This window comes from Kitasatospora sp. NPDC001119 (assembly GCF_053598475.1).
In genome coordinates this window covers 23,362-40,366 of record NZ_JBSFKI010000016.1, presented here as the reverse complement: position 1 = coordinate 40,366, position 17,005 = coordinate 23,362, and the positions used below count along the sequence as shown (strand labels likewise).

The following is a 17,005-nucleotide window of genomic DNA, read 5'->3' as shown; positions in this document are numbered from 1 at the left end:
TGGGCACGGGTCGCCCCGGCGCGCGTTCGCTCCTCCGCGCGGAGGAGCCCCCGGTGTCCCGGGGTCTCCCTCGGTGTCCGCCGGCGGGCGGACGCCTTCGCGGGTGCGAGGGCCCTACCGTGGGGCTCCGGCGAGGACGCCGGACGACGCGGACGCGAGGACGGACACGATGACCGAGACCGGCGCGGTACGGACGGGCCCGCCGGGAGCCCTCGCCCGGCTGCCGGGGCGGGTGCCGCCCCTGGTGGCGGACGCCGCGCTCGCGGCGGCCCTGTTCCTGGTGACACTCGGGCCGGGGCGGGTGGCGAACGGTACGGGCTTCGCGCTGCAGACCGCTCTGGTGCTGCCGTTGGTGTGGCGGCGGCGGGCGCCCCGGGCCGCGTTCGGGGTGATCGCCGCCGCGGCGCTCGCGCAGTGGCTGCTGGGCGTTCAGCTGCCCGCCGACGCGGCGTTGCTGGTCGCCCTCGGGACGGTGACCGCGCGGGCGCCGTACCGGTCGGCGTGGGCGGCGGCTCTGGTGGCGGTGGCCGGGGCGGTGCTGGCGGCGGCGCGCTGGGCGCCCGAGGGCCGGTTCCCCGCCTCGGCCGCCGCGATGACGGCGGCGGTCGCCGCGAGCGCGCTGCTCGGGGCGAACGCCCGGATCCGGTGGGCCGCGCGGGCGGAGCGGCTGGCGCGGCTGGAACTGGACCGCGACGAGCGGGAGCGCCGGGCGGTGGAGGAGGAACGCGCCCGGATCGCACGGGAGTTGCACGACAGCGTGACGCACGGCCTGTCAGTGGTGGTGGCGCTGGCGGACGCGCTCGGGCACGCGAGGCCGGCCGACGCCTGCGCCGTGACGGCCCGGATCGCGGAGACCGGGCGGCAGGCGCTGACCGACATGCGGCGGGCGCTGGGCCTGCTCCAGGACGCCGGTCCCGACGCCGGCCCCCACACGGGGCCCGGGGACGACCGGCGGTCGCCGCCGGGGATCGGGCAGCTCAGGGCGTTGTGCGAGCAGATGGCGGCGGCGGGCCTCGTGACCCGGCTGCGGGTGGACGGCGAGGCCGCCCGGGTGCCGGCCGCGGCGCAGCTGACGGTGCACCGGCTCGTCCAGGAGTCGCTGACCAACGCGCTGCGCCACGCGCCGCAGGGGTCGCGCGCCGAGGTGCGGGTGTCCTGCGCGCCGGGGGCGGTCACGGTCGAGGTGACCGACGACGGGCGGGCCGCAGGGACCGGGCGGCCGGGATCCGCCGGGTCCGGGCGGGGTCTCACGGGGATGCGGGAGCGCGCCGCGGCCTTCGGCGGGGTGCTGGAGGCAGGCCCGCGGCCGGGCGGCGGCTGGCGGGTCTTCGTACGGCTGGATCCCGGGGGCGCGCCGTGAGCGTCCGGGTGCTGCTGGTGGACGACGAGGAGCTGCTGCGGCTGGCGTTCGGCATGATCCTGCGCGCCGAGCCGGACATGGAGCCGGTCGGGGAGGCGGCCGACGGGGCGGCGGCGGTGGAGCTGGCGCGGCGGCTGCGGCCGGACGTGGTGCTGATGGACGTGCGGATGCCGGGCACCGACGGCATCGGGGCGACCCGGCGGCTGCTGCGCGAGGTGCCCGGGACGCGGGTGCTGGTGCTCACGACCTTCGACCTGGAGGCGTACGCCGTCGAGGCGCTGCGCGCCGGGGCCGCCGGCTTCCTGCTGAAGAACAGCCGGCCGGAGGAACTGCTGGGGGCGATCCGCGACGTGGCCCGGGGGGACGCCGTGGTCTCCCCTCGGGTGACCCGGCTGCTGCTGGACCGCTTCGCCCACCGGCTCCCCGCCGCCGGAGACGGGGGCGGGGGCGGGGGAGGGGGCGACGCGGAGCGGCTGCGCGTGCTGACCGCGCGCGAGCGGGAGGTCCTGCTGGGGGCCGCCCGCGGCCTGACCAACACGGAACTCGCCGCCGCCCTCGGCCTCGCGGAGCCCACGGTGAAGAAGCATCTCGGCCGGGTCATGGCCAAGCTGGGCCTGCGGGACCGGGTGCAGGCGGTGATCTTCGCGTACGAGTGCGGGCTGGTCGGGCCGAGGTAGGCGCGGGCGGCCGCCGTCCCCGCCGCCGACGCCGGTCCGCCCGCCGGGTCCCCGCGCGCCGCCGCTCGGCCCGTCGGGAGCCGCTGGCGCGCCCGTGGCGAAGCAGCCCGTCCGGGCGCACGGTGTCTTCCCTGCCTTCGGCGAAGTGGTGGATGGTCAGCGGGAGCACGGCTTGCCGACCCCTTGGATCCTGCCGACCTCTCGGGTCCTGCCGGACCCGGCTACGGCCGGTACCGGTCGGCGAGGTCGCCGTAGCCGCCCGCTGTCCAGACCGCCTTGCGGAACTCCGCGAGGCCGAGCGACCCGGTGCCCTGTCCGGCGGCGGGCGGGAAGTGCGTGGTGCCGCAACGGGCGCAGTACCAGGCCTGGTTCCAGAGCCGTTCGGCCCGGGGCCGGCCTGCCAGGTGCCGCCGCCTGGCGAGGAACAGCGCGGTCGCGCCCGCCAGCAGGGCGATCGCGACGGCCAGGATCAGACACGACCCCCAGAGCGGGACCAGCGCGTCGTTCGCGTCGGCGAGCGCGGCCGCCGTGTGCGTGGCCGGGGAAGCCGGAGCGGCCTTCGGAAGGTCGCCCGGGAGGAGGTCGGTGGGGAAGTCGTTCGGGAACCCCGGGTGCGCGGTCACCCAGTCCGGCGGCGAGAGGTCGGGCTTCCGGGCGACGGGCGCGTCGCGCGCCATGGTCCCCTGGACGAAGGTGAAGACCGCCCCGACCAGCGTCACGAAGCCCAGGGATGCCAGCGTCTGGACCGCCGTGCCGACCGCGGGCGGCGCGGGCGCCAGGGCCCGGCCGAGGGCGGAGACCTCCTCGCGGGTCTCAACGCGGCCGTCGCGGCCGGAGGAGCGCACGGTGACGTTCCGCCGCTCGCCCAGGTGGACCGCCGGCACACTGCGGACCTGGTCGGTCAGCGCGCAGCTCGGGCAGGGCGTCAGGGCACCGGGCGGCGGTGGCGCAAAGACGGCGTCGTTCATCGGCATGTACGGAAATCCCCCCAGGAGCACGACGGCCGGGCGACCGTTCGCATCCGGGTGGACGCAGCCGCACGGCCTCCGGTTGCCACTGCCCCGACCGCCCCCGTGCCCGCCGCTGCGCACCACCTGCTCCGGAAGGCGGCCACGCCGCCCGACCGCCGCCCTTCCTTCAACACGATGGGCACGGGCGGGCAGAGACGCCTTGGAGAGTCTCCGGCGGGCGACGGGCCATCGTCGCCTACCGCGGCCGCGTCCACCCGGCCGTCGACCGGGACTCCGCCGACGCGATCGACGAGGCCGTCGCCGACCCCGGTCGGGCGCGTAGTAGGCCACCCGTACGACCCGGACGGTCTCGCCGGCGGTGTCGTCCGACAGGCGGTCATGACCGTCTGACGGGCGATATTGACCGGTGCAGTCGAACCATCGGTACGGTCAGCTCATGGAAGAGCTGCCCGAGGGCGTGGACCGCGACATCCTGGACCGCCGGATAGGCCGTGCGATCAGGGCGATCCGGGACGCGTCCGGCTGCACGCTCCATGAAGCACTCGACGTATTCACACAGCGGTACGAGGAGCTCCGCCGTGATCGGCCTGGTGACTTCCAGCTGAGCCGCGAGGAGTACAGCCGGGACGTCTACACCTGATCCGATCGAACTCGCCTGTCAGCGGACACGGGTGACCGAGCAGACCGACCAGGAGACCACCCGCGGGAGCCGACACGTCGTCGACGCGGTGAAGGCGCTGCTGGCGTGCGAGCGGCTCGGTGATGAGGCGCTCGCCCTGCTGGCCGTCGAGGGAGAGGCCACGGCCGAAGACCGGCCCGGTGCCGTCCGGTAGATGCGTACCGGCCCGCACGACGCCGTCGGCCTGCTGATGGAGACCGTCCAGGCGCCACTGTCCACGGGAGCACCGCCCTTGGCATCGACGGTGCGGTCAGCCGCGACGCCGACGGCGCATCCGTGACCCTGCTGCCCGGCCTGCGCTCGCAGCAGGAGCTGCTCCTGGACGCCTGGGAGCTCGCGCGGGACGCGGTCGATCGCCTCGCCCTTCAACCCACCGAGCGCTGAACCACGGGCCCACCCGGCCGCTCATGAGAGTGGGCCCGAGACGCATCAACTCACGGGAGGATGCCCCGCGCGCCCAGCGGACCGCTCGGCTGCTCCGTTCCGGTGTGTTTTGAAAGATCCTGTCGATTGATCATGCGTTGAGCAGGGGACTTGCAGGATCTGGGACTTGAGATCCTGGTTGTCTGGCCTGTGGTTCTGCTGCCGTGATTGATCGTTCATGGGCTGTGGCCTGAGGGTTTGCAGAATCTGGGACCGATGTTCGGGTCGGTCGGGAGAACCTGTGGGTGGTCAGGGGAGCAGGGGCTGGCCGTTCTGCCCGCGGACGGCTCGGTAGCCTCGCCCGATGCGCATCCTGTTCACGTTCATCGGTGGCAGCGGCCACTTCCGCCCCCTCATCCCGGTGGCCCGCGCGGCGCAGGCCGCCGGGCACACCGTCGCGGTCGCGGGCAGCGGCGGCAGAACGGCCGAGATCACGGCGGCCGGGTTCACCGCCTTCGCCACCAGCGAGCCGCGGGTGAGTACGGCGGGTTCCGCGGGCGCGGCGGCCGTGCCCGTCGACGTACCCGATCCGGCGGCTGACCTGCGGCAGCTCGCCGAGGGCTTCACCCGGCGCGGTGGGAGACGGCAGGCTGCTGCGGTGCTGGACATCGCCCGCGATTGGAAGCCCGATGTCCTGGTGCGCGACGAGGTCGACTTCGGCAGCTCGATCGCGGCCGAGGCGCTCGGGATACCCTGTGCGACCGTCATCGTGCTGGCCGCCGGGGGTTTCCTGCGCAAGGAGGTCGTCGCGGGGCCGCTGCACGAGCTGCGCTCCGAGTACGGCCTGCCGGCCGACCCTGGGCTCGCGATGCTGGACCGGGACGTGGTCCTGTCGCCGTCCCCGCGCGCCTTCCGGGACCCGCGCTTCCCGTTGCCCGCCCACGCGTTCGCGTTCCGGCCGGGCCCGGCCGTTCCCGCAGCCCCCGTGCGGGACACCCCCACCGTGTACTTCACGCTCGGCACCGTCTACACCAGCACCGAGCTGTTCGCCCGGGTCCTGACCGGGCTCCAGGGACTCGCGGCGAACGTGGTCACAACGGTCGGCTCCCAGATCGACCCCGCGCTGTTCGGGCCAATGCCGCCGAACGTCCGGATCGAGCGCTTCGTCCCGCAGGATCAACTGCTGCCGCAGTGCGGCCTGGTGGTCTCGCACGGCGGCTCCGGGAGCCTGCTCGGCACGCTCGCCCACGGCCTGCCCTCGGTGCTGCTGCCGCTCGGCGCGGACCAGCCGTACAACGCGCGGCGGTGCGTCGAACTCGGTACCGCCCGGGTGCTGGACCCGGTCACCGTGACCCCGGACGAGGTGCGCGAGACGGTGTCGGCGGTACTGGCCGACGAAGGCTACCGCCATGCCGCCGAGCGGCTTCAGCGCGAGACCAACGCCCTGCCCGGACCGGAGCAGACCGTTCCCCTGCTCGAAGCGCTCCGCTGAGCATCCCGCGTCCCCGTATCGGCCCCGCTCGCTGACGGCCCCGCACGTCGTGGCGGTTGGAAGGTACGGCCGGGCTGGACGCGGCTGCCGCCGAGCTCGGCCTGCCCCGCCGCCCGGAGCCGGGACGTGCGTGGGTCCGCTGGCCGCACCGTCCGGCCCTCGGCGGCGGCCGCGCGTTTCCCCCGGACAGAAGGATCGGTACCGCACTGCCGCACTGCGGTCCCGACCCGCGATCCGACCTGGCGGCCCGGGGCGCCCCGGCAGCTGCGCGCGGTCGGCCGGCGCTCTGCGGGGCGGCCGTTCTGGTTCTGTTCCGGAGCGGAGCGGCTCCTGGTGGTCGAGGCCGATCTCGGCGGAGCTCCCGTCGGCGAGTCGCAGGGCCTCCTTGTGTCCGCGCGGCACGTTGAGGTGCCCTTCCCGCTCGCGGTACTGGGTGGCTGCGGCGAGGTTTCGGGCCTCTTTCTCCGCGTGTGTCACCTTCGCGGCCGGCTTTTCGGGCGGCCGGTCAGTTCCGGTCGGCGACGCCGGCCTCCAGGACGGAGACCACGGCGAACAGCGAGAAGCAGACGGCGCCGAGGCCGACCAGGACCCGGGCCGCGACCGTCACGTCCGGGTCGGCCGACTCGAACAGGAACGCCGACATGAACAGGCACAGCAGTGTGGTGCCGACCGGGACCAGCGGGGCGCGGCCGGCCGGCGGCGCGGCACGGCGCCAGCCGAGGGCGAGCAGCAGCACCGCGCTCAGCACCGTCCAGCACAGCAGGCCCAGCCCGATCTGCACGTACCCGGTGGCCAGTTGACCGGGCCGGGGGTCCAGGGCGACGACGACCAGGCCCCCGGTGATGTCCATGGCGCCGAGTACGGCTGCCGGGACGAGCCACCAGACCCGCTCCCGCCGGGTGTAGGTGTTCCGGATCTGCCGCAGCAGGGTGATCACCAGCCCGATCAGGGCGGTGCAGACGATCGCCTGGTCGACCACCACGTGCCCGGCCGTGAAGCGCCCGTCCGAGTCCCCGCCGCCCCCGTTGGCCAGCATGACGGTCGCCCACGCCCAGGCGGCGGCGGCCGCAAGGACCGGGACCGCCACCAGCGCCCGGGCCGCGGACCGGCCGAACGGCGCGGGCGAGCGCGGCGGGGAACCCTCCGGCAGGACGGCGTTCTGCCCGATCAGCGTGAAGCGGGTGGCGACCGCGGCCACCGACGAGACGCACACGCAGACCAGGCCGATGCCGAGGACCACGCTGCCGGCCACGAAGTCGGCCACCGGCCGGTGGCTCTCCGCCAGCAGGCCCAGCCCGTAGCCGACGGCGGCCCCGGCCACCGCGAAGCCGAACGCCGGGTAGCCGATCCGGTCCAACGCGCCGAAACGGCCGATCAGTTGCCGCACGACGGTCGCCGCGACGGCGAACAGGCAGAGACAGACGGCGGCCAGGAAGACCAGCGTCAGGCCCGCGACCCGGGCGCTCGGCCCGGTGGAGTGCGCGAGGACGTAGCCGCCGAGCGCGGCCGACACCGCGCCCATGAGCAGCGGAATCGCCCGGAGCAGCACGCTCATTCCGTGGTCCACCAGGTCTCCTCGTTCCCTCGCGCTCGCCGGTCCCGGGCGGCAGTCAGTGTTCAGCCCGCCGGCTCTCCGGCCGGCACCCCGGCGGCGGGTGTCCACGGATTTCGTCCGATCGGCTCACGGCTGCTCCGTCCCGGCTGTTTTGAAAGATCTTGTCGATTGATCATGTGTTGGCCATTGGACTTGCAGAATCCGGGACTGCTGTTCAGCCCAGTTGGGAAAACCAAAAGGCGGGGGAAGGGATCGCCCCTCGACGCTGTTGATCTTGATTCAGCAGGGAGACCACCTGGACCCCTACCGGTCCCGCGCGGCCGCCATGCCTCCAGGGACCAAAGGAGGGGAAGCCGCCGCTGCATCCTGCGTCGGTGGCTTCGACGAGTGGTTGCCCTTGTGGCGCTCAGTCGTGAATCGACCAGGTGTCCCTCGGCAGCCAGTGGGAGAGGTCGTCGAGAGCCTCGGCCGGGTAGAAGATCGGCCGGGTGAGGAGCCGGTCGCCTTCCCGTTGCACGTTGACCGTCACGCCCAGGGACCGCGAGGCGGGCACGCCGGCGCTCATGTAGGCGAGCTCGGTGTCCGGCGGCCGCTGCTCGGCACGCTCGGTCATCCACCGCTCCACCACAGAGGGCACCTGCCCGACCAGTGGCACGCCGTCCGCGAGGACCTGGGGCCCGCACAGGGCGTCGACCACGACACCCGTGAGCCGCTGGCCGTCGTAGTACAGGTGGAGGCCGAACTCGCGGTAGGTGGCCTCGACGAGCTCCCAGGCGTTGCCACGGCCCGTGAACCTGCGGTGCCCGGTGTCCGCCGTCATTCCGCTGACCGTGTCCTCGACCTCCGCCGCGCGCATCCCGAAGCGCAGCGGTCCCACGCTCACGTACGGGTCCAGCGTCCACTGCGGCCGCTCGTCGTCCGGCACCACGTGCCACCATCCCTTGAACATGATCACGGACCCTACGCGCGACCGCTGACACCGGGCACAGGCCAGGGGCACAGCTGGTCGCCCGCCCCGGCTCCGCAGGCGTTCTGGAAGGCGGTCAGCGGGGCCTCGGGGAGGCTCTGCTGACCGTGGACCTGCACGCGTTTGCCGCGGCCCGCGGGGGCTGGCCCGTCCTGTTGCCCGCCAGCCGCCTGGTCCGGGGGATGGCGCGGGGAGTTCGAGGACGGTGAAGGCGTTGTCGAGGGCGGTCCGGGCGGTGCGGGCGTGGTGGACGAACACCAGGACCTGGTCGCTGTCTAGTTCCTGCAGGGCCTGCTGGGCGTGTTCGCCGCCGCCGAGGCCGCGTCGCAGGGCGCGGGCCTCGTCCCGTAGGGCGGGGAGTTCTTCTTCGAGGCGGCGTCGGCGGTGTTCGGCCTGGCGGCAGGCCGGGCTGCAGTGGAGGGCGGGGCGGCCGGTGGCGGCCTTCGGCAGGTCGCGGCCGCACCCGGGCCGGGCGCAGGCCGGCCTGCTGGCCGAGGGCTACGTCACACGGCAGATTCTGACGAAACGTCGGCCGCGGTGGCAACGGCCCCCAGCGCGCGCCGGGGCCCTCGCACTGCCCCGCCCCGGGCGTTGAGCGCATGGTCGTCGTCCGGCCCGCTGCGCCCCCGCCCCCGGCTCGGCAGCCTGCGGTCGCGGCCGAAGCCTGCGCCGCGGCTGCCGTCCGGGACCGGGACGTTCGTCGACACCTTCCGGGTGGATCACCGCAGCATGGGCTCCCGGCGCTGCCTCGGCACCCAGCGCGCTGCCCAGGGGGAGGGCGTGGTCACCACATGCGGTCCCGCCACTCCGCGGTGGGGAGATAGGTCTCGGAGTGGTCGCCGATCCGCTCCGCCCAACGGGAGTCGACCAGCATCGCCCTCGTGAGGAGTACGTCACCGGCTCGTTGGGTGGAGCCGAGGAACCCCAACTCCTCCGAGGCCAGGTCCCCCAGCTGGGTGTGCTGCAGGTAGACGTCGTGGGTGTCGGCGTGCGCGGTGAGGTCGGCCACCAGCTCGGACGGCACGCGGCCCACCAACGGCAGACCGTCCAGGAAGACCTGGGGACCGCGCCGCGCGTCGAACGCCATGCCCACCAGGCGCCCGGCGTCGAAGTACGCGGTGACGGCCGCCAAGGCCGGCACGCGAGGGAGATTGAACTCGCTGCTCACCACGGACCCGTAGTGCGGTCGGACCCTCTTCCACGGGCTGGGCACGAGCTCGCCGACGAGTGCCTGCTCGGCCTCCTCGGCCGTCATCCCGAACCGCAGCGGGCCTACCCGGCGGAGCGGCTCCGATGTCCACCGGATCCGCTCGTCCGCCGCGACAACATCCCAGCTCACGTGTCCCGCACCCTTCTCGCTGCCGGCCCCGGGAAAATCCCGGGGCCGGCTGGCTCTTCCAGCTCGGGGGAGCGTACGGCGGGACAGTGACAGCCCGTACCGGCGAGCACTTCACCGCGCTGGTCAGGATCACTTGGCAATCGGTCAGGACCGCGTGTCAGAGGACATCGGGCTCAGCCCCGCGCTCGACCCGAGGCCCTGTGACCGGGTACCCGCCGGTGGCCCTGATCGTCACCGGCGCCGGAGCGATGTCCCGGTCAGTCTTCCAGGTCCGACGAGATGTTGAGACTGCCGTCCTCGACGACCCACTCGTGGTGGCCGAGCCTGCGGCCGATCTCCTCGAACCGGCTCAGCCGCGCCGGGCCAATGGGGATGAAGTACACCTTCATCGCCCGCTCAGGCTCCGGAGGACTCGCGCACCGTCAGGTCCGGCAGGAGGTCCAGGTGGTGCACCGGCAGGGCGGGGCCGGTGGCGGCCAGCCGGCGGACCAGGAGGTCCACCGCGGCGGCGCCGACGGCGCGCTTGGGCGGGGCCACGGCGGTCAGCGGCGGGGCGCCGAGGGCGGCGAACACGTCGTCGTAGGCGACCAGGGCGAGGTCCTCGGGGACCCGTACGCCGCGGGTGCGCAGCAGGGGCAGCAGTTGCAGGGCGTCCTGGTCGTTGTGCACGAGGGCGGCGCGGACCCCGTCGGCGACCGCCTCGGCGAGCCGGGCGGCGACGGCGTCGACGCCGGCGGCCGGGGTGCGGACGTCGATGACGGGTTCGGCGGGCAGGTCGAGGGTGCGGCAGGCGTCGGTGTAGCCCAGGCGGACCTGGTAGGCCGTCCAGGTGTCGGTGCGGGCCGCCAGGGCCACCCGGCGGTGGCCGAGGGAGGTGAGGTGGCGCAAGGCGAGCAGGACGCCGTGGCGGTGGTCGGAGCCGACCGCGTCGAGGGCCGCGGCGGGGCTGCCGGGGGCCGGGCGTCGTTCCAGCAGGACGGCGGGGACGGGGAGTTCGGCCGTCCAGGCGTGGTCCTCGGGGCGGTCGGCGGCGGTCCAGTTCGGGGCGAGCAGAAGGCCCTGGGCGCCGGAGGCGAGGAGCTGGTCGACCTGGACGCGGTCGGCGCTGGCCTCGTAGGAGGAGATGCCGAGGACCAGGTGCGCGCCGGCCTCGGCAGCGGCGGTGCGCGCGCCGGCGATGACCTCGTCGAAGTACTGCACCACGGCGGGGACGAGCAGGCCCAGGGTGGGGGCCTCGGCGGGCCGGGGCGGCACGGGGGCGGGGGCGTCCGCGGGGCCGCCGAAGGAGACGGAGCCGTGGGTGCGGCGGAGCAGGCCCGCGTCGGCGAGGCTCGCGACGTCCCGGCGGACGGTGACGGCGGGCAGGCCGAGCCGCTCGGCGAGGTCCACCACCCGGACGGTGCCCAGGCCGCGCACCGTGTCGAGGATGCGGGCGCGGCGATCGTCCGCCGGGATCGGCATGGCACTCCCTGTCGGTGGGCCGGTCTGTCGAGGTGGACAGGAACCTACCATTCGGTCACCGGGCGGACGGCCGGTGCGGGCTCCCCGCGGGCCCGGGCCGGGGGCCGGCGCGCGCCCGCGGGGCGGGAGGGGTCAGGAGCCGTAGCGCTCCTCGGGGACGGCGGGGCCGAGGTCGGGGCCCTCGACCAGTTCGACGCGGTCGCCCGGGCGGTGGAGTTCGAGGACCAGCAGCTCGTTGGCGCCGGCCCGCCAGAGCGGCGCGGGGGCGTAGAGGGTGCGCTGCGGGCCGCGGTCCCAGTAGCGGCCGAGCGCGAAGCCGTTCAGCCAGACCATGCCCTTGGTGAAGCCGGGCAGGGCGAGGAAGCCGTCGGCGGGGGTGTCGACGGTCAGTTCGGCGCGGTGGAAGCCGGGGCCGTCGGCGGTGGAGGGCGCGCCGAGGGCGAGGGCCGTCAGGTCGTCGAGGGGCAGCGGGCGTATCTCCCAGCCGAACTGGTACTGCCGGTCGACCCGGACACCGCCGGTGATGCCCTTGGGGTCGTGCAGCAGCGGGCCGTAGTTGATCCGGCCGAGGTTCTCGACGAGCAGTTCCAGGACGGCGCCGCCCTCGGGTACCCGCAGCGGCAGGGCCTGTTCGGGGTGGTTGCGGTCGAGGACGCCGAGGGGCTCGCCGTCGAGGAAGACCTGGGCGCGGTCGGCGAGGCCGTCCACCCGCAGTTCACCGTGGGCGAGCGGGCCGCGCAGACGGGTGCGGTAGTGGATGAGGCCGAGGTTCTGGCCGAGCCGCTCCATCGGGAGGGGCTCGGGGAGGCGGTGCGCGGTGGAGAGTTCGCCGAGGGCGCCGCCGGCGCCGAGCAGCGGGCGGCCGGCGGTGACGGGGGCGCTGCGGGGGGCGAGGCGGGCGGGCAGCGGCGGCAGCGGGTGGGGGTTGGGGCCGAGGTGGCGTTCGATCACCGCGCGGAAGAGGTGGAACTTCTCGGTGAGTTCGCCGGCTTCGCCGACCGGGGCGTCGTAGTCGTAGCTGGTGACGTCCGGCTGGTAGCTCGTGCCGTCGTGGTTGGCGCCGTTCCACCAGCCGAAGTTGGTGCCGCCGTGGCCCATGTACATGTTGACGGAGGCGCCGGCGGCGAGCTGGGCGTCGAGGACCTCGGCGGCGTCCTCGGCGTCGCGCACGTGGTGCGGTGCGCCCCAGTGGTCGAACCAGCCGCACCAGTACTCCATGGTGACCAGCGGGCCGACCGGCTGGTGGCGGCGCAGGCAGGCGAGGGACTCCTCGGGGCGGGAGCCGAAGGTGCCGGTGGTGAGGAGTCCGGGCACCCGGCCGCCGAGCTGGAAGCCGTCCTCGGCACCGTCGGCGGTGAACAGCAGGACGTCGACGCCGCGGGCGACCAGGGCGTCCCTCAGATGTTCGAGGTAGGCGGTGTCGTTGCCGTAGCTGCCGTACTCGTTCTCCACGGCGACGGCGACCACCGGGCCGCCGTGGGAGGAGAGCAGCGGGAGCAGTACGGGCACCAGGTGGTCGAACCAGGCGTCCACGGCGGCGAGGAAGGGCGGGTCGAGGCGGCGCAGCCGCATCGCGGGGTCGGCGAGCAGCCAGCCGGGCAGGCCGCCGAACTCCCATTCGGCGCAGATGTAGGGGCCCGGGCGGACGATGACGTCGAGGCCGAGGTCGCCGGCGGCGCGGACGAAGGCGGCGAGGTCGCGGTCGCCGGTGAAGTCGGCGCGGCCGGGGGTGGGCTGGTGGAAGTTCCAGGCGACGTAGGTCTCGACGGTGTTGACGCCCATGGCGCGCAGCCGGGTGAGGCGGTCGGTCCACTGTTGGGGGCGGATGCGGAAGTAGTGGACGGCGGCGGAGACGATCCGGTGGGGACGTCCGCCGCGCAGGAAGGTGTCGCCGTCGGTGGTGAGGGCGGGGTGGGGGGCCTGGTCGGCCATCGGGTCCTCCGCGGGAGGGGAGCGGGAGTGAGGGGGGTGTGGGGACCTCGGTGGGTCCGGGCGCACGGCTGCGCGGGTGGCCGCGGGCGGATCGGCGGCGGCCACCGTGGTCACCCTAGGAGTTCGGTGATCGCACGGTCAATCGATCGGCGATCATCGGCTTTATTGATCAATTTCCGATCGAACGATACTCTTCGATCGGAATATCATCGGCTGACCGCTTCCGGACGACGCGTCGGCCGGCACGACGGATGGAGGCCGGAATGGCCATCTCGGGGGAAGAGCGCCGCAGGCTGATCGTGTCGGCCGTCGGCGAGCTCGGCGGGCGGGTCCGCCTCACGGAGCTGGCCGACCGGCTGGGCATCCCGGCCGTGACGGTCCGCCGGGACGTCGCCGCGCTCGCCGACGCCGGCCGGCTCTCCCGCTCGCACGGCTTCGTCTCCCTGGAACGCCCGGACGACGGCGCCGGGCCGCCGCTCGCCCCCGGCCCCGGGCAGGGCCGCGCCCTCGGCCTGCTGGTGCCCTCGGTCGGCTCCTACTTCGACGAGGTGATCGCCGGGGCCCGGGCCGCCGCCGCGGCCGCCGGGGCCCGGCTGGTCCTGGGCATCGCCCCGTACGGGGCGGGCGGCGACCGGCTACAGGCCGAACGCCTGCTGGAGTCCGGAGCCGAGGGCCTGCTGCTGGCCCCGGGGCTGGTCCCGGGCCGGACGGCCGAGGACTACGCCTGGCTGGACGCCCTGCCGGTGCCCGCCGTGCTGGTGGAGCGCCGTTCCCCCACCCCGGACGGCCCCGGGGCCGGACTGGACACCGTGGCCTCCGACCACCGGCACGGGGTCCTGAGCGCCCTGCGCCACCTGGCCGGGCTCGGCCACGGGAGCGTGCTGCTGGCCGCCCGCGGCGACTCCTGGACGGCCGCCGAGGTGCGGGCCGGATACCGGGAGGGCACCCGGCTGCTCGGACTGCCCGACCTGCCGGCGCTGGACATGCTCGGGCCGGGCAACCTGCCGGCCGATCCCGAGCCGCTGGTGGCACGGATCGCCGAGGCCGCGCGGTCCGGGACCCGGGCGCTGCTCGTCCACAACGACCAGGACGCGCTGCGGCTGGCGCCGCTGCTGCGCGCGCACGGCCTGGCGGTGCCCGCGGACGTGGCACTGGTCGCCTACGACGACGTCTTCGCCGCGCTCGCCGCGCCCCCGCTGACCGCCGTCGCCCCGCCCAAGCACGCGGTGGGCGCGGCGGCCGTCGACCTGCTGCTGCGCCGCCTGGCGGCGGGCGCCGAGCTGCCGGTGCACCGCACGGCGCTGCTCCCGGTCCTGCGCGTGCGCGCTTCCTGCGGGGCCGAGCAGACGGCCCCGCGGACGGGCGCCGCGACCCTGGGGTGAGGGGCGCGGCGCCGCCTCGGCCGGACAGGGCCTGAGGAACCCGTGTGCGCCCTCAGCCCGGCAGCAGCGCGGACAGGTGGCGCGCCCCGCTGCCCAGCCGCGGTGCCAGGGGCGCGGCGCGCGGGTGCCAGGGGGCCTCGTACTCCCAGGCCGCCCAGGTGCCGGGCGGCAGCAGGTGCAGGCAGTCGGCGATCGGCAGCACTCCGGTGCCGAGCGGCAGCGGGGTGAGGTCGTCCGCCGAGGCGACGTCCTTGACCTGCGCGTAGCCGAGGTGGGGGCCGAGCGCGCGGTGGGTCCGTGCCGGGGTCTCGCCGGCCAGCCAGGTGTGCAGCAGGTCCCAGAGCGCTCCGACCGCGGGGTGGTCCACCCGGTTCAGCAGGGGTGCCAGGGCTGCCCCGGTGCGGTGGGAGTCGTGGGTCTCGACGAGGATCCGCACGCCGAGGGCCGCCGCCCGCGGGGCCGCCGCGCGCAGGCGGCGGACCGCGCGCTCGTCGGCCTCGGCCGCCGGGCCGGGGCCGCCGTGCGGGAAGACCCGCAGGTGGCGGCAGCCGAGGTCGGCGGCCAGCCGCAGGTGGGCGGTCAGCGCGGCGAGCACCGGCGCGTCCGGTCCGGGCGCGGCGACGCCGACGTAGGAGGCGAGGGTCAGCGGGAGGACCCCGGCGGTGGACAGCAGGCGGGCGGCGCGGCGGCGTTCGTCCGCGTCCAGCCCGAGGCGGACCGGCTGGTCGTCGGCGCAGCGCAGTTCGAGGCCGTGCCAGCCGTGTTCGGCGGCGAGGGCGGCGGCCCGGTCGAGCGGCGTCCCGGGCAGGCCGAGGGTGGCGAGGGCGAGGGGCACGGCGGTTCAGTCCCCTTCGGCGGGGTGGACGGTGACGGCGGCGGGTGCCAGGCGGATCCGCAGGCCCGGTGCGCCGGCGAGGCGGACGGTCAGCAGGACGGCCTCCGGGTCCTGCCCGTCCGGCCGGGCCGTCAGCTGGACGGTGTCCGCGAGCGCCGGCGGCCGCGCGACGGCGGTGAGCCGGGCGGCGCAGGCGAACAGGGCCGGGCCGTCGGCGGGAAGCTCGCCGGTGAGCACCGGCAGGGCGGCCTCGGGGCCGAACGCGGTACCGCCGGGGACGTGCTCGGCGCCGGCGGTGGTGAAGCCGTGCAGGGCGTGCAGCTCCGAGGCGAGCCCGCCGTCGGCCCGCACACCGGCACCGGCGCGCTGCCCGCCGTCGGCCCGGACTCCGGCACCGGCGCGCTGCCCGGCGCCCCGGCCCGCGACGGCCCAGCCGGTCTGGGTGACCGGGGTGCCGGCCGGCCCGCCGGTGACCAGGTGGGCCCGGAACTCCTCGGCGCCGTGGGCCAGGGTGAGCGAGGTGACGGTGACGCCGGGCAGTTCACGGCCGCCGACGCGCGGGTGCCAGCGGGAGGCGGCCCAGCCGGGCCCGGTGCCGAGCGGGTGGACGCGGCCGCGTTCGGTGGGTCCGGCGTCGGTCAGCAGGGCGAGGTGGTTGTCGGCGGGGCCCTCGAAGGCCGGCCCGGTGGCGGTGGAGTGGGCGAGCCGCGCGTAGTACGGGTCGTCCGGGCCCACGGCGTCGGCGGGCTGGTCGTCGCTGCCGTGGTTGTGCAGCCGGACCAGGCCGTCGGCGGCGGTGGACTGCACCAGCCAGCCGGGCCCGTGCAGGGCGAGGACGGTGTCGCGCTCCTCGACGGGTGCGAGTCCCTCCGGCGCGGTCCACACCGGGTGGCCGGGCGGGAGCAGCAGGCCGAGGAAGGCGCTGCCGGCCCAGTACGGGGAGGCGGGGCCGGAGTAGACCTGGACGAGCCGGAGGTCGGGTCCGTGCCAGCCGAGGGTGAGCAGGCCCCGGTCGTCGACGGCGCCGCGGTCGAGGAAGTGGCGCAGGGCGCCGGAGGCGAGGCGGCGGGTGGTGCCGGGGGCGAGCGGGGTGTGGCCGGTCAGAGCCCCGGCCCAGAGCGGGGCGGTGGCGGCGAAGCGGTAGGTGAGCGAGCGGCCCTGGTGGACGGGCGCGCCGTCGGCCCCGAAGGTGTGGGCGTAGCCGGCCAGGTGGGCGGCGAGGCGCTCGCCGTACACGGCGCCCAGGGCCCGGTCGCCGGCGAGGTGGGCGTGCAGGACGGGGTACAGGTGCAGGGCCCAGCCGTTGTAGTGGTCGAAGGCGCGGGGGCGGCCGTCGGTGTACCAGCCGTCGCCGAGGTACCAGCGGTCGATGTGTTCCAGCCCGCGGCGGACGGCGGCGCGGGCCTCGGGTTCGGCGATGCCGGCCTCGGCGAGGAAGCCGCCGACGGACAGCGGGAAGAGCTGCCAGTTGTTGTCGTTGGGCACGCGGTGCAGGGCGTCGGCGAGCCAGCGGCCGACCCGGTCGCGGACGGGCCCGGACAGCCGGTCCCAGAGCCAGGGGCGGGTCAGGCGCAGGGCGAAGGCGATGGAGGCGGCCTCGACCATGGCCTGGCCCCGGTCGGTGATCAGCGGCCAGGACTCGCGGTCGCCGTCGGCGAGGTCGCGCTCGCCGGTGGGGGTGCGGGTGCCGGCGTCGAGTCCGGCGGCGTAGTGCGCCAGCAGGCCGTGCGGATCGGTGCCGCCCGCGCCGGCCACCCGCAGGGCGGCGGGCAGGAAGGTGCGGGCGAAGCCCTCCAGGGCGTCGGAGCGGCGCCCGGAGCGGCTCGGGCGGGGGCCGGGCAGGTCGATCAGCGCCCCGGCGGGACTGGCGTGGGGGAGGACCGCGGTCAGCAGGCCGTCGGCCACCACCTCCCAGTGCTCCCTGGTCCAGCCGGTGTGCGGGCTGAGGTCGCGGTCCTCCGGGGGCAGGCGCATGAGGTCCTCCGTGATCGG

At 75.6% G+C, this 17,005-nt stretch carries 15 protein-coding genes; 6 read left to right on the top strand and 9 right to left on the bottom strand.

Annotated elements, in window-relative coordinates; translation table 11 throughout:
* The first annotated feature begins 169 nt into the window (after positions 1-169).
* Together ACWDD9_RS20795 and ACWDD9_RS20790 are read left to right on the top strand one after the other, a co-directional pair.
* Positions 170-1,360, top strand: a complete 1,191-nt coding sequence (locus ACWDD9_RS20795; protein WP_449812272.1) for a sensor histidine kinase — start codon at positions 170-172, stop codon at positions 1,358-1,360.
* Positions 1,357-2,037, top strand: a complete 681-nt coding sequence (locus ACWDD9_RS20790; RefSeq protein WP_449812271.1) for a response regulator transcription factor — start codon at positions 1,357-1,359, stop codon at positions 2,035-2,037. The genes ACWDD9_RS20795 and ACWDD9_RS20790 overlap by 4 nt, the downstream gene beginning before the upstream one ends.
* A gap of 221 nt (positions 2,038-2,258) precedes the next feature.
* Here the strand turns inward: ACWDD9_RS20790 and ACWDD9_RS20785 are convergent, their stop codons facing one another.
* Positions 2,259-3,011, bottom strand: coding sequence for a hypothetical protein (locus ACWDD9_RS20785; RefSeq protein ID WP_449812270.1), 753 nt, complete (start codon positions 3,009-3,011; stop codon positions 2,259-2,261).
* Positions 3,012-3,444: 433 nt separating this feature from the next.
* On the opposite strand from ACWDD9_RS20785, the gene ACWDD9_RS20780 reads away from it, so the two are divergent.
* The 3 genes from ACWDD9_RS20780 to ACWDD9_RS20770 all read left to right on the top strand — a co-directional run bounded on the left by ACWDD9_RS20780 (position 3,445) and on the right by ACWDD9_RS20770 (position 5,542).
* Complete coding sequence (locus ACWDD9_RS20780) at positions 3,445-3,648, top strand: hypothetical protein (RefSeq protein WP_375876120.1); 204 nt, start codon at positions 3,445-3,447, stop codon at positions 3,646-3,648.
* A gap of 31 nt (positions 3,649-3,679) precedes the next feature.
* Entirely contained in the window at positions 3,680-3,841 is a 162-nt protein-coding gene (locus ACWDD9_RS20775; protein WP_449812269.1) for a hypothetical protein, read from the top strand.
* A 573-nt stretch (positions 3,842-4,414) separates the two neighbouring features.
* Positions 4,415-5,542, top strand: a complete 1,128-nt coding sequence (locus ACWDD9_RS20770) for a glycosyltransferase (protein ID WP_449812268.1) — start codon at positions 4,415-4,417, stop codon at positions 5,540-5,542.
* A gap of 505 nt (positions 5,543-6,047) precedes the next feature.
* Here ACWDD9_RS20770 and ACWDD9_RS20765 read toward each other — a convergent pair.
* From ACWDD9_RS20765 to ACWDD9_RS20740, 6 genes are all read right to left on the bottom strand, one after another.
* Positions 6,048-7,109 (bottom strand): DUF2776 family protein, encoded by a 1,062-nt coding sequence (locus ACWDD9_RS20765; RefSeq protein ID WP_449812267.1) that lies wholly within the window; start codon positions 7,107-7,109, stop codon positions 6,048-6,050.
* A gap of 394 nt (positions 7,110-7,503) precedes the next feature.
* The gene (locus ACWDD9_RS20760) at positions 7,504-8,046 is read right to left on the bottom strand and encodes a hypothetical protein (RefSeq protein WP_375876124.1); all 543 of its coding nucleotides are present in this window, start codon (positions 8,044-8,046) and stop codon (positions 7,504-7,506) included.
* A gap of 802 nt (positions 8,047-8,848) precedes the next feature.
* Entirely contained in the window at positions 8,849-9,403 is a 555-nt protein-coding gene (locus ACWDD9_RS20755; RefSeq protein WP_449812266.1) for a hypothetical protein, read from the bottom strand.
* A gap of 257 nt (positions 9,404-9,660) precedes the next feature.
* The gene (locus ACWDD9_RS20750) at positions 9,661-9,792 is read right to left on the bottom strand and encodes a hypothetical protein (RefSeq protein WP_274538713.1); all 132 of its coding nucleotides are present in this window, start codon (positions 9,790-9,792) and stop codon (positions 9,661-9,663) included.
* A 7-nt stretch (positions 9,793-9,799) separates the two neighbouring features.
* A complete protein-coding gene (locus ACWDD9_RS20745) occupies positions 9,800-10,864 on the bottom strand; it encodes a substrate-binding domain-containing protein (RefSeq protein ID WP_449812265.1) in 1,065 nt (354 codons plus the stop codon).
* A 132-nt stretch (positions 10,865-10,996) separates the two neighbouring features.
* Positions 10,997-12,796, bottom strand: coding sequence for a glycoside hydrolase family 35 protein (locus ACWDD9_RS20740; RefSeq protein WP_049655682.1), 1,800 nt, complete (start codon positions 12,794-12,796; stop codon positions 10,997-10,999).
* A gap of 263 nt (positions 12,797-13,059) precedes the next feature.
* Between ACWDD9_RS20740 and ACWDD9_RS20735 the strand changes: the two genes are divergently transcribed.
* Entirely contained in the window at positions 13,060-14,178 is a 1,119-nt protein-coding gene (locus ACWDD9_RS20735; protein ID WP_449812264.1) for a substrate-binding domain-containing protein, read from the top strand.
* Positions 14,179-14,230: 52 nt separating this feature from the next.
* Here ACWDD9_RS20735 and ACWDD9_RS20730 read toward each other — a convergent pair whose 3' ends face one another.
* Positions 14,231-15,013: a sugar phosphate isomerase/epimerase family protein gene (locus tag ACWDD9_RS20730; protein ID WP_449812263.1), complete on the bottom strand. Its 783-nt coding sequence runs from the start codon at positions 15,011-15,013 to the stop codon at positions 14,231-14,233.
* 6 nt (positions 15,014-15,019) lie between these two features.
* Positions 15,020-16,987 (bottom strand): DUF2264 domain-containing protein, encoded by a 1,968-nt coding sequence (locus ACWDD9_RS20725; protein WP_449812262.1) that lies wholly within the window; start codon positions 16,985-16,987, stop codon positions 15,020-15,022.
* Between the last annotated feature and the right edge of the window lie 18 nt (positions 16,988-17,005).

Coding starts and splice junctions, on each gene's coding strand:
- ACWDD9_RS20740 (WP_049655682.1), bottom strand. CDS start 12,796: ATGGCCGACCAGGCCCCCCACCCCGCCCTCACCACCGACGGCGACACC.
- ACWDD9_RS20735 (WP_449812264.1), top strand. CDS start 13,060: ATGGCCATCTCGGGGGAAGAGCGCCGCAGGCTGATCGTGTCGGCCGTC.
- ACWDD9_RS20795 (WP_449812272.1), top strand. CDS start 170: ATGACCGAGACCGGCGCGGTACGGACGGGCCCGCCGGGAGCCCTCGCC.
- ACWDD9_RS20745 (WP_449812265.1), bottom strand. CDS start 10,864: ATGCCGATCCCGGCGGACGATCGCCGCGCCCGCATCCTCGACACGGTG.
- ACWDD9_RS20785 (WP_449812270.1), bottom strand. CDS start 3,011: ATGCCGATGAACGACGCCGTCTTTGCGCCACCGCCGCCCGGTGCCCTG.
- ACWDD9_RS20725 (WP_449812262.1), bottom strand. CDS start 16,987: ATGCGCCTGCCCCCGGAGGACCGCGACCTCAGCCCGCACACCGGCTGG.
- ACWDD9_RS20770 (WP_449812268.1), top strand. CDS start 4,415: ATGCGCATCCTGTTCACGTTCATCGGTGGCAGCGGCCACTTCCGCCCC.
- ACWDD9_RS20780 (WP_375876120.1), top strand. CDS start 3,445: ATGGAAGAGCTGCCCGAGGGCGTGGACCGCGACATCCTGGACCGCCGG.
- ACWDD9_RS20750 (WP_274538713.1), bottom strand. CDS start 9,792: ATGAAGGTGTACTTCATCCCCATTGGCCCGGCGCGGCTGAGCCGGTTC.
- ACWDD9_RS20760 (WP_375876124.1), bottom strand. CDS start 8,046: ATGTTCAAGGGATGGTGGCACGTGGTGCCGGACGACGAGCGGCCGCAG.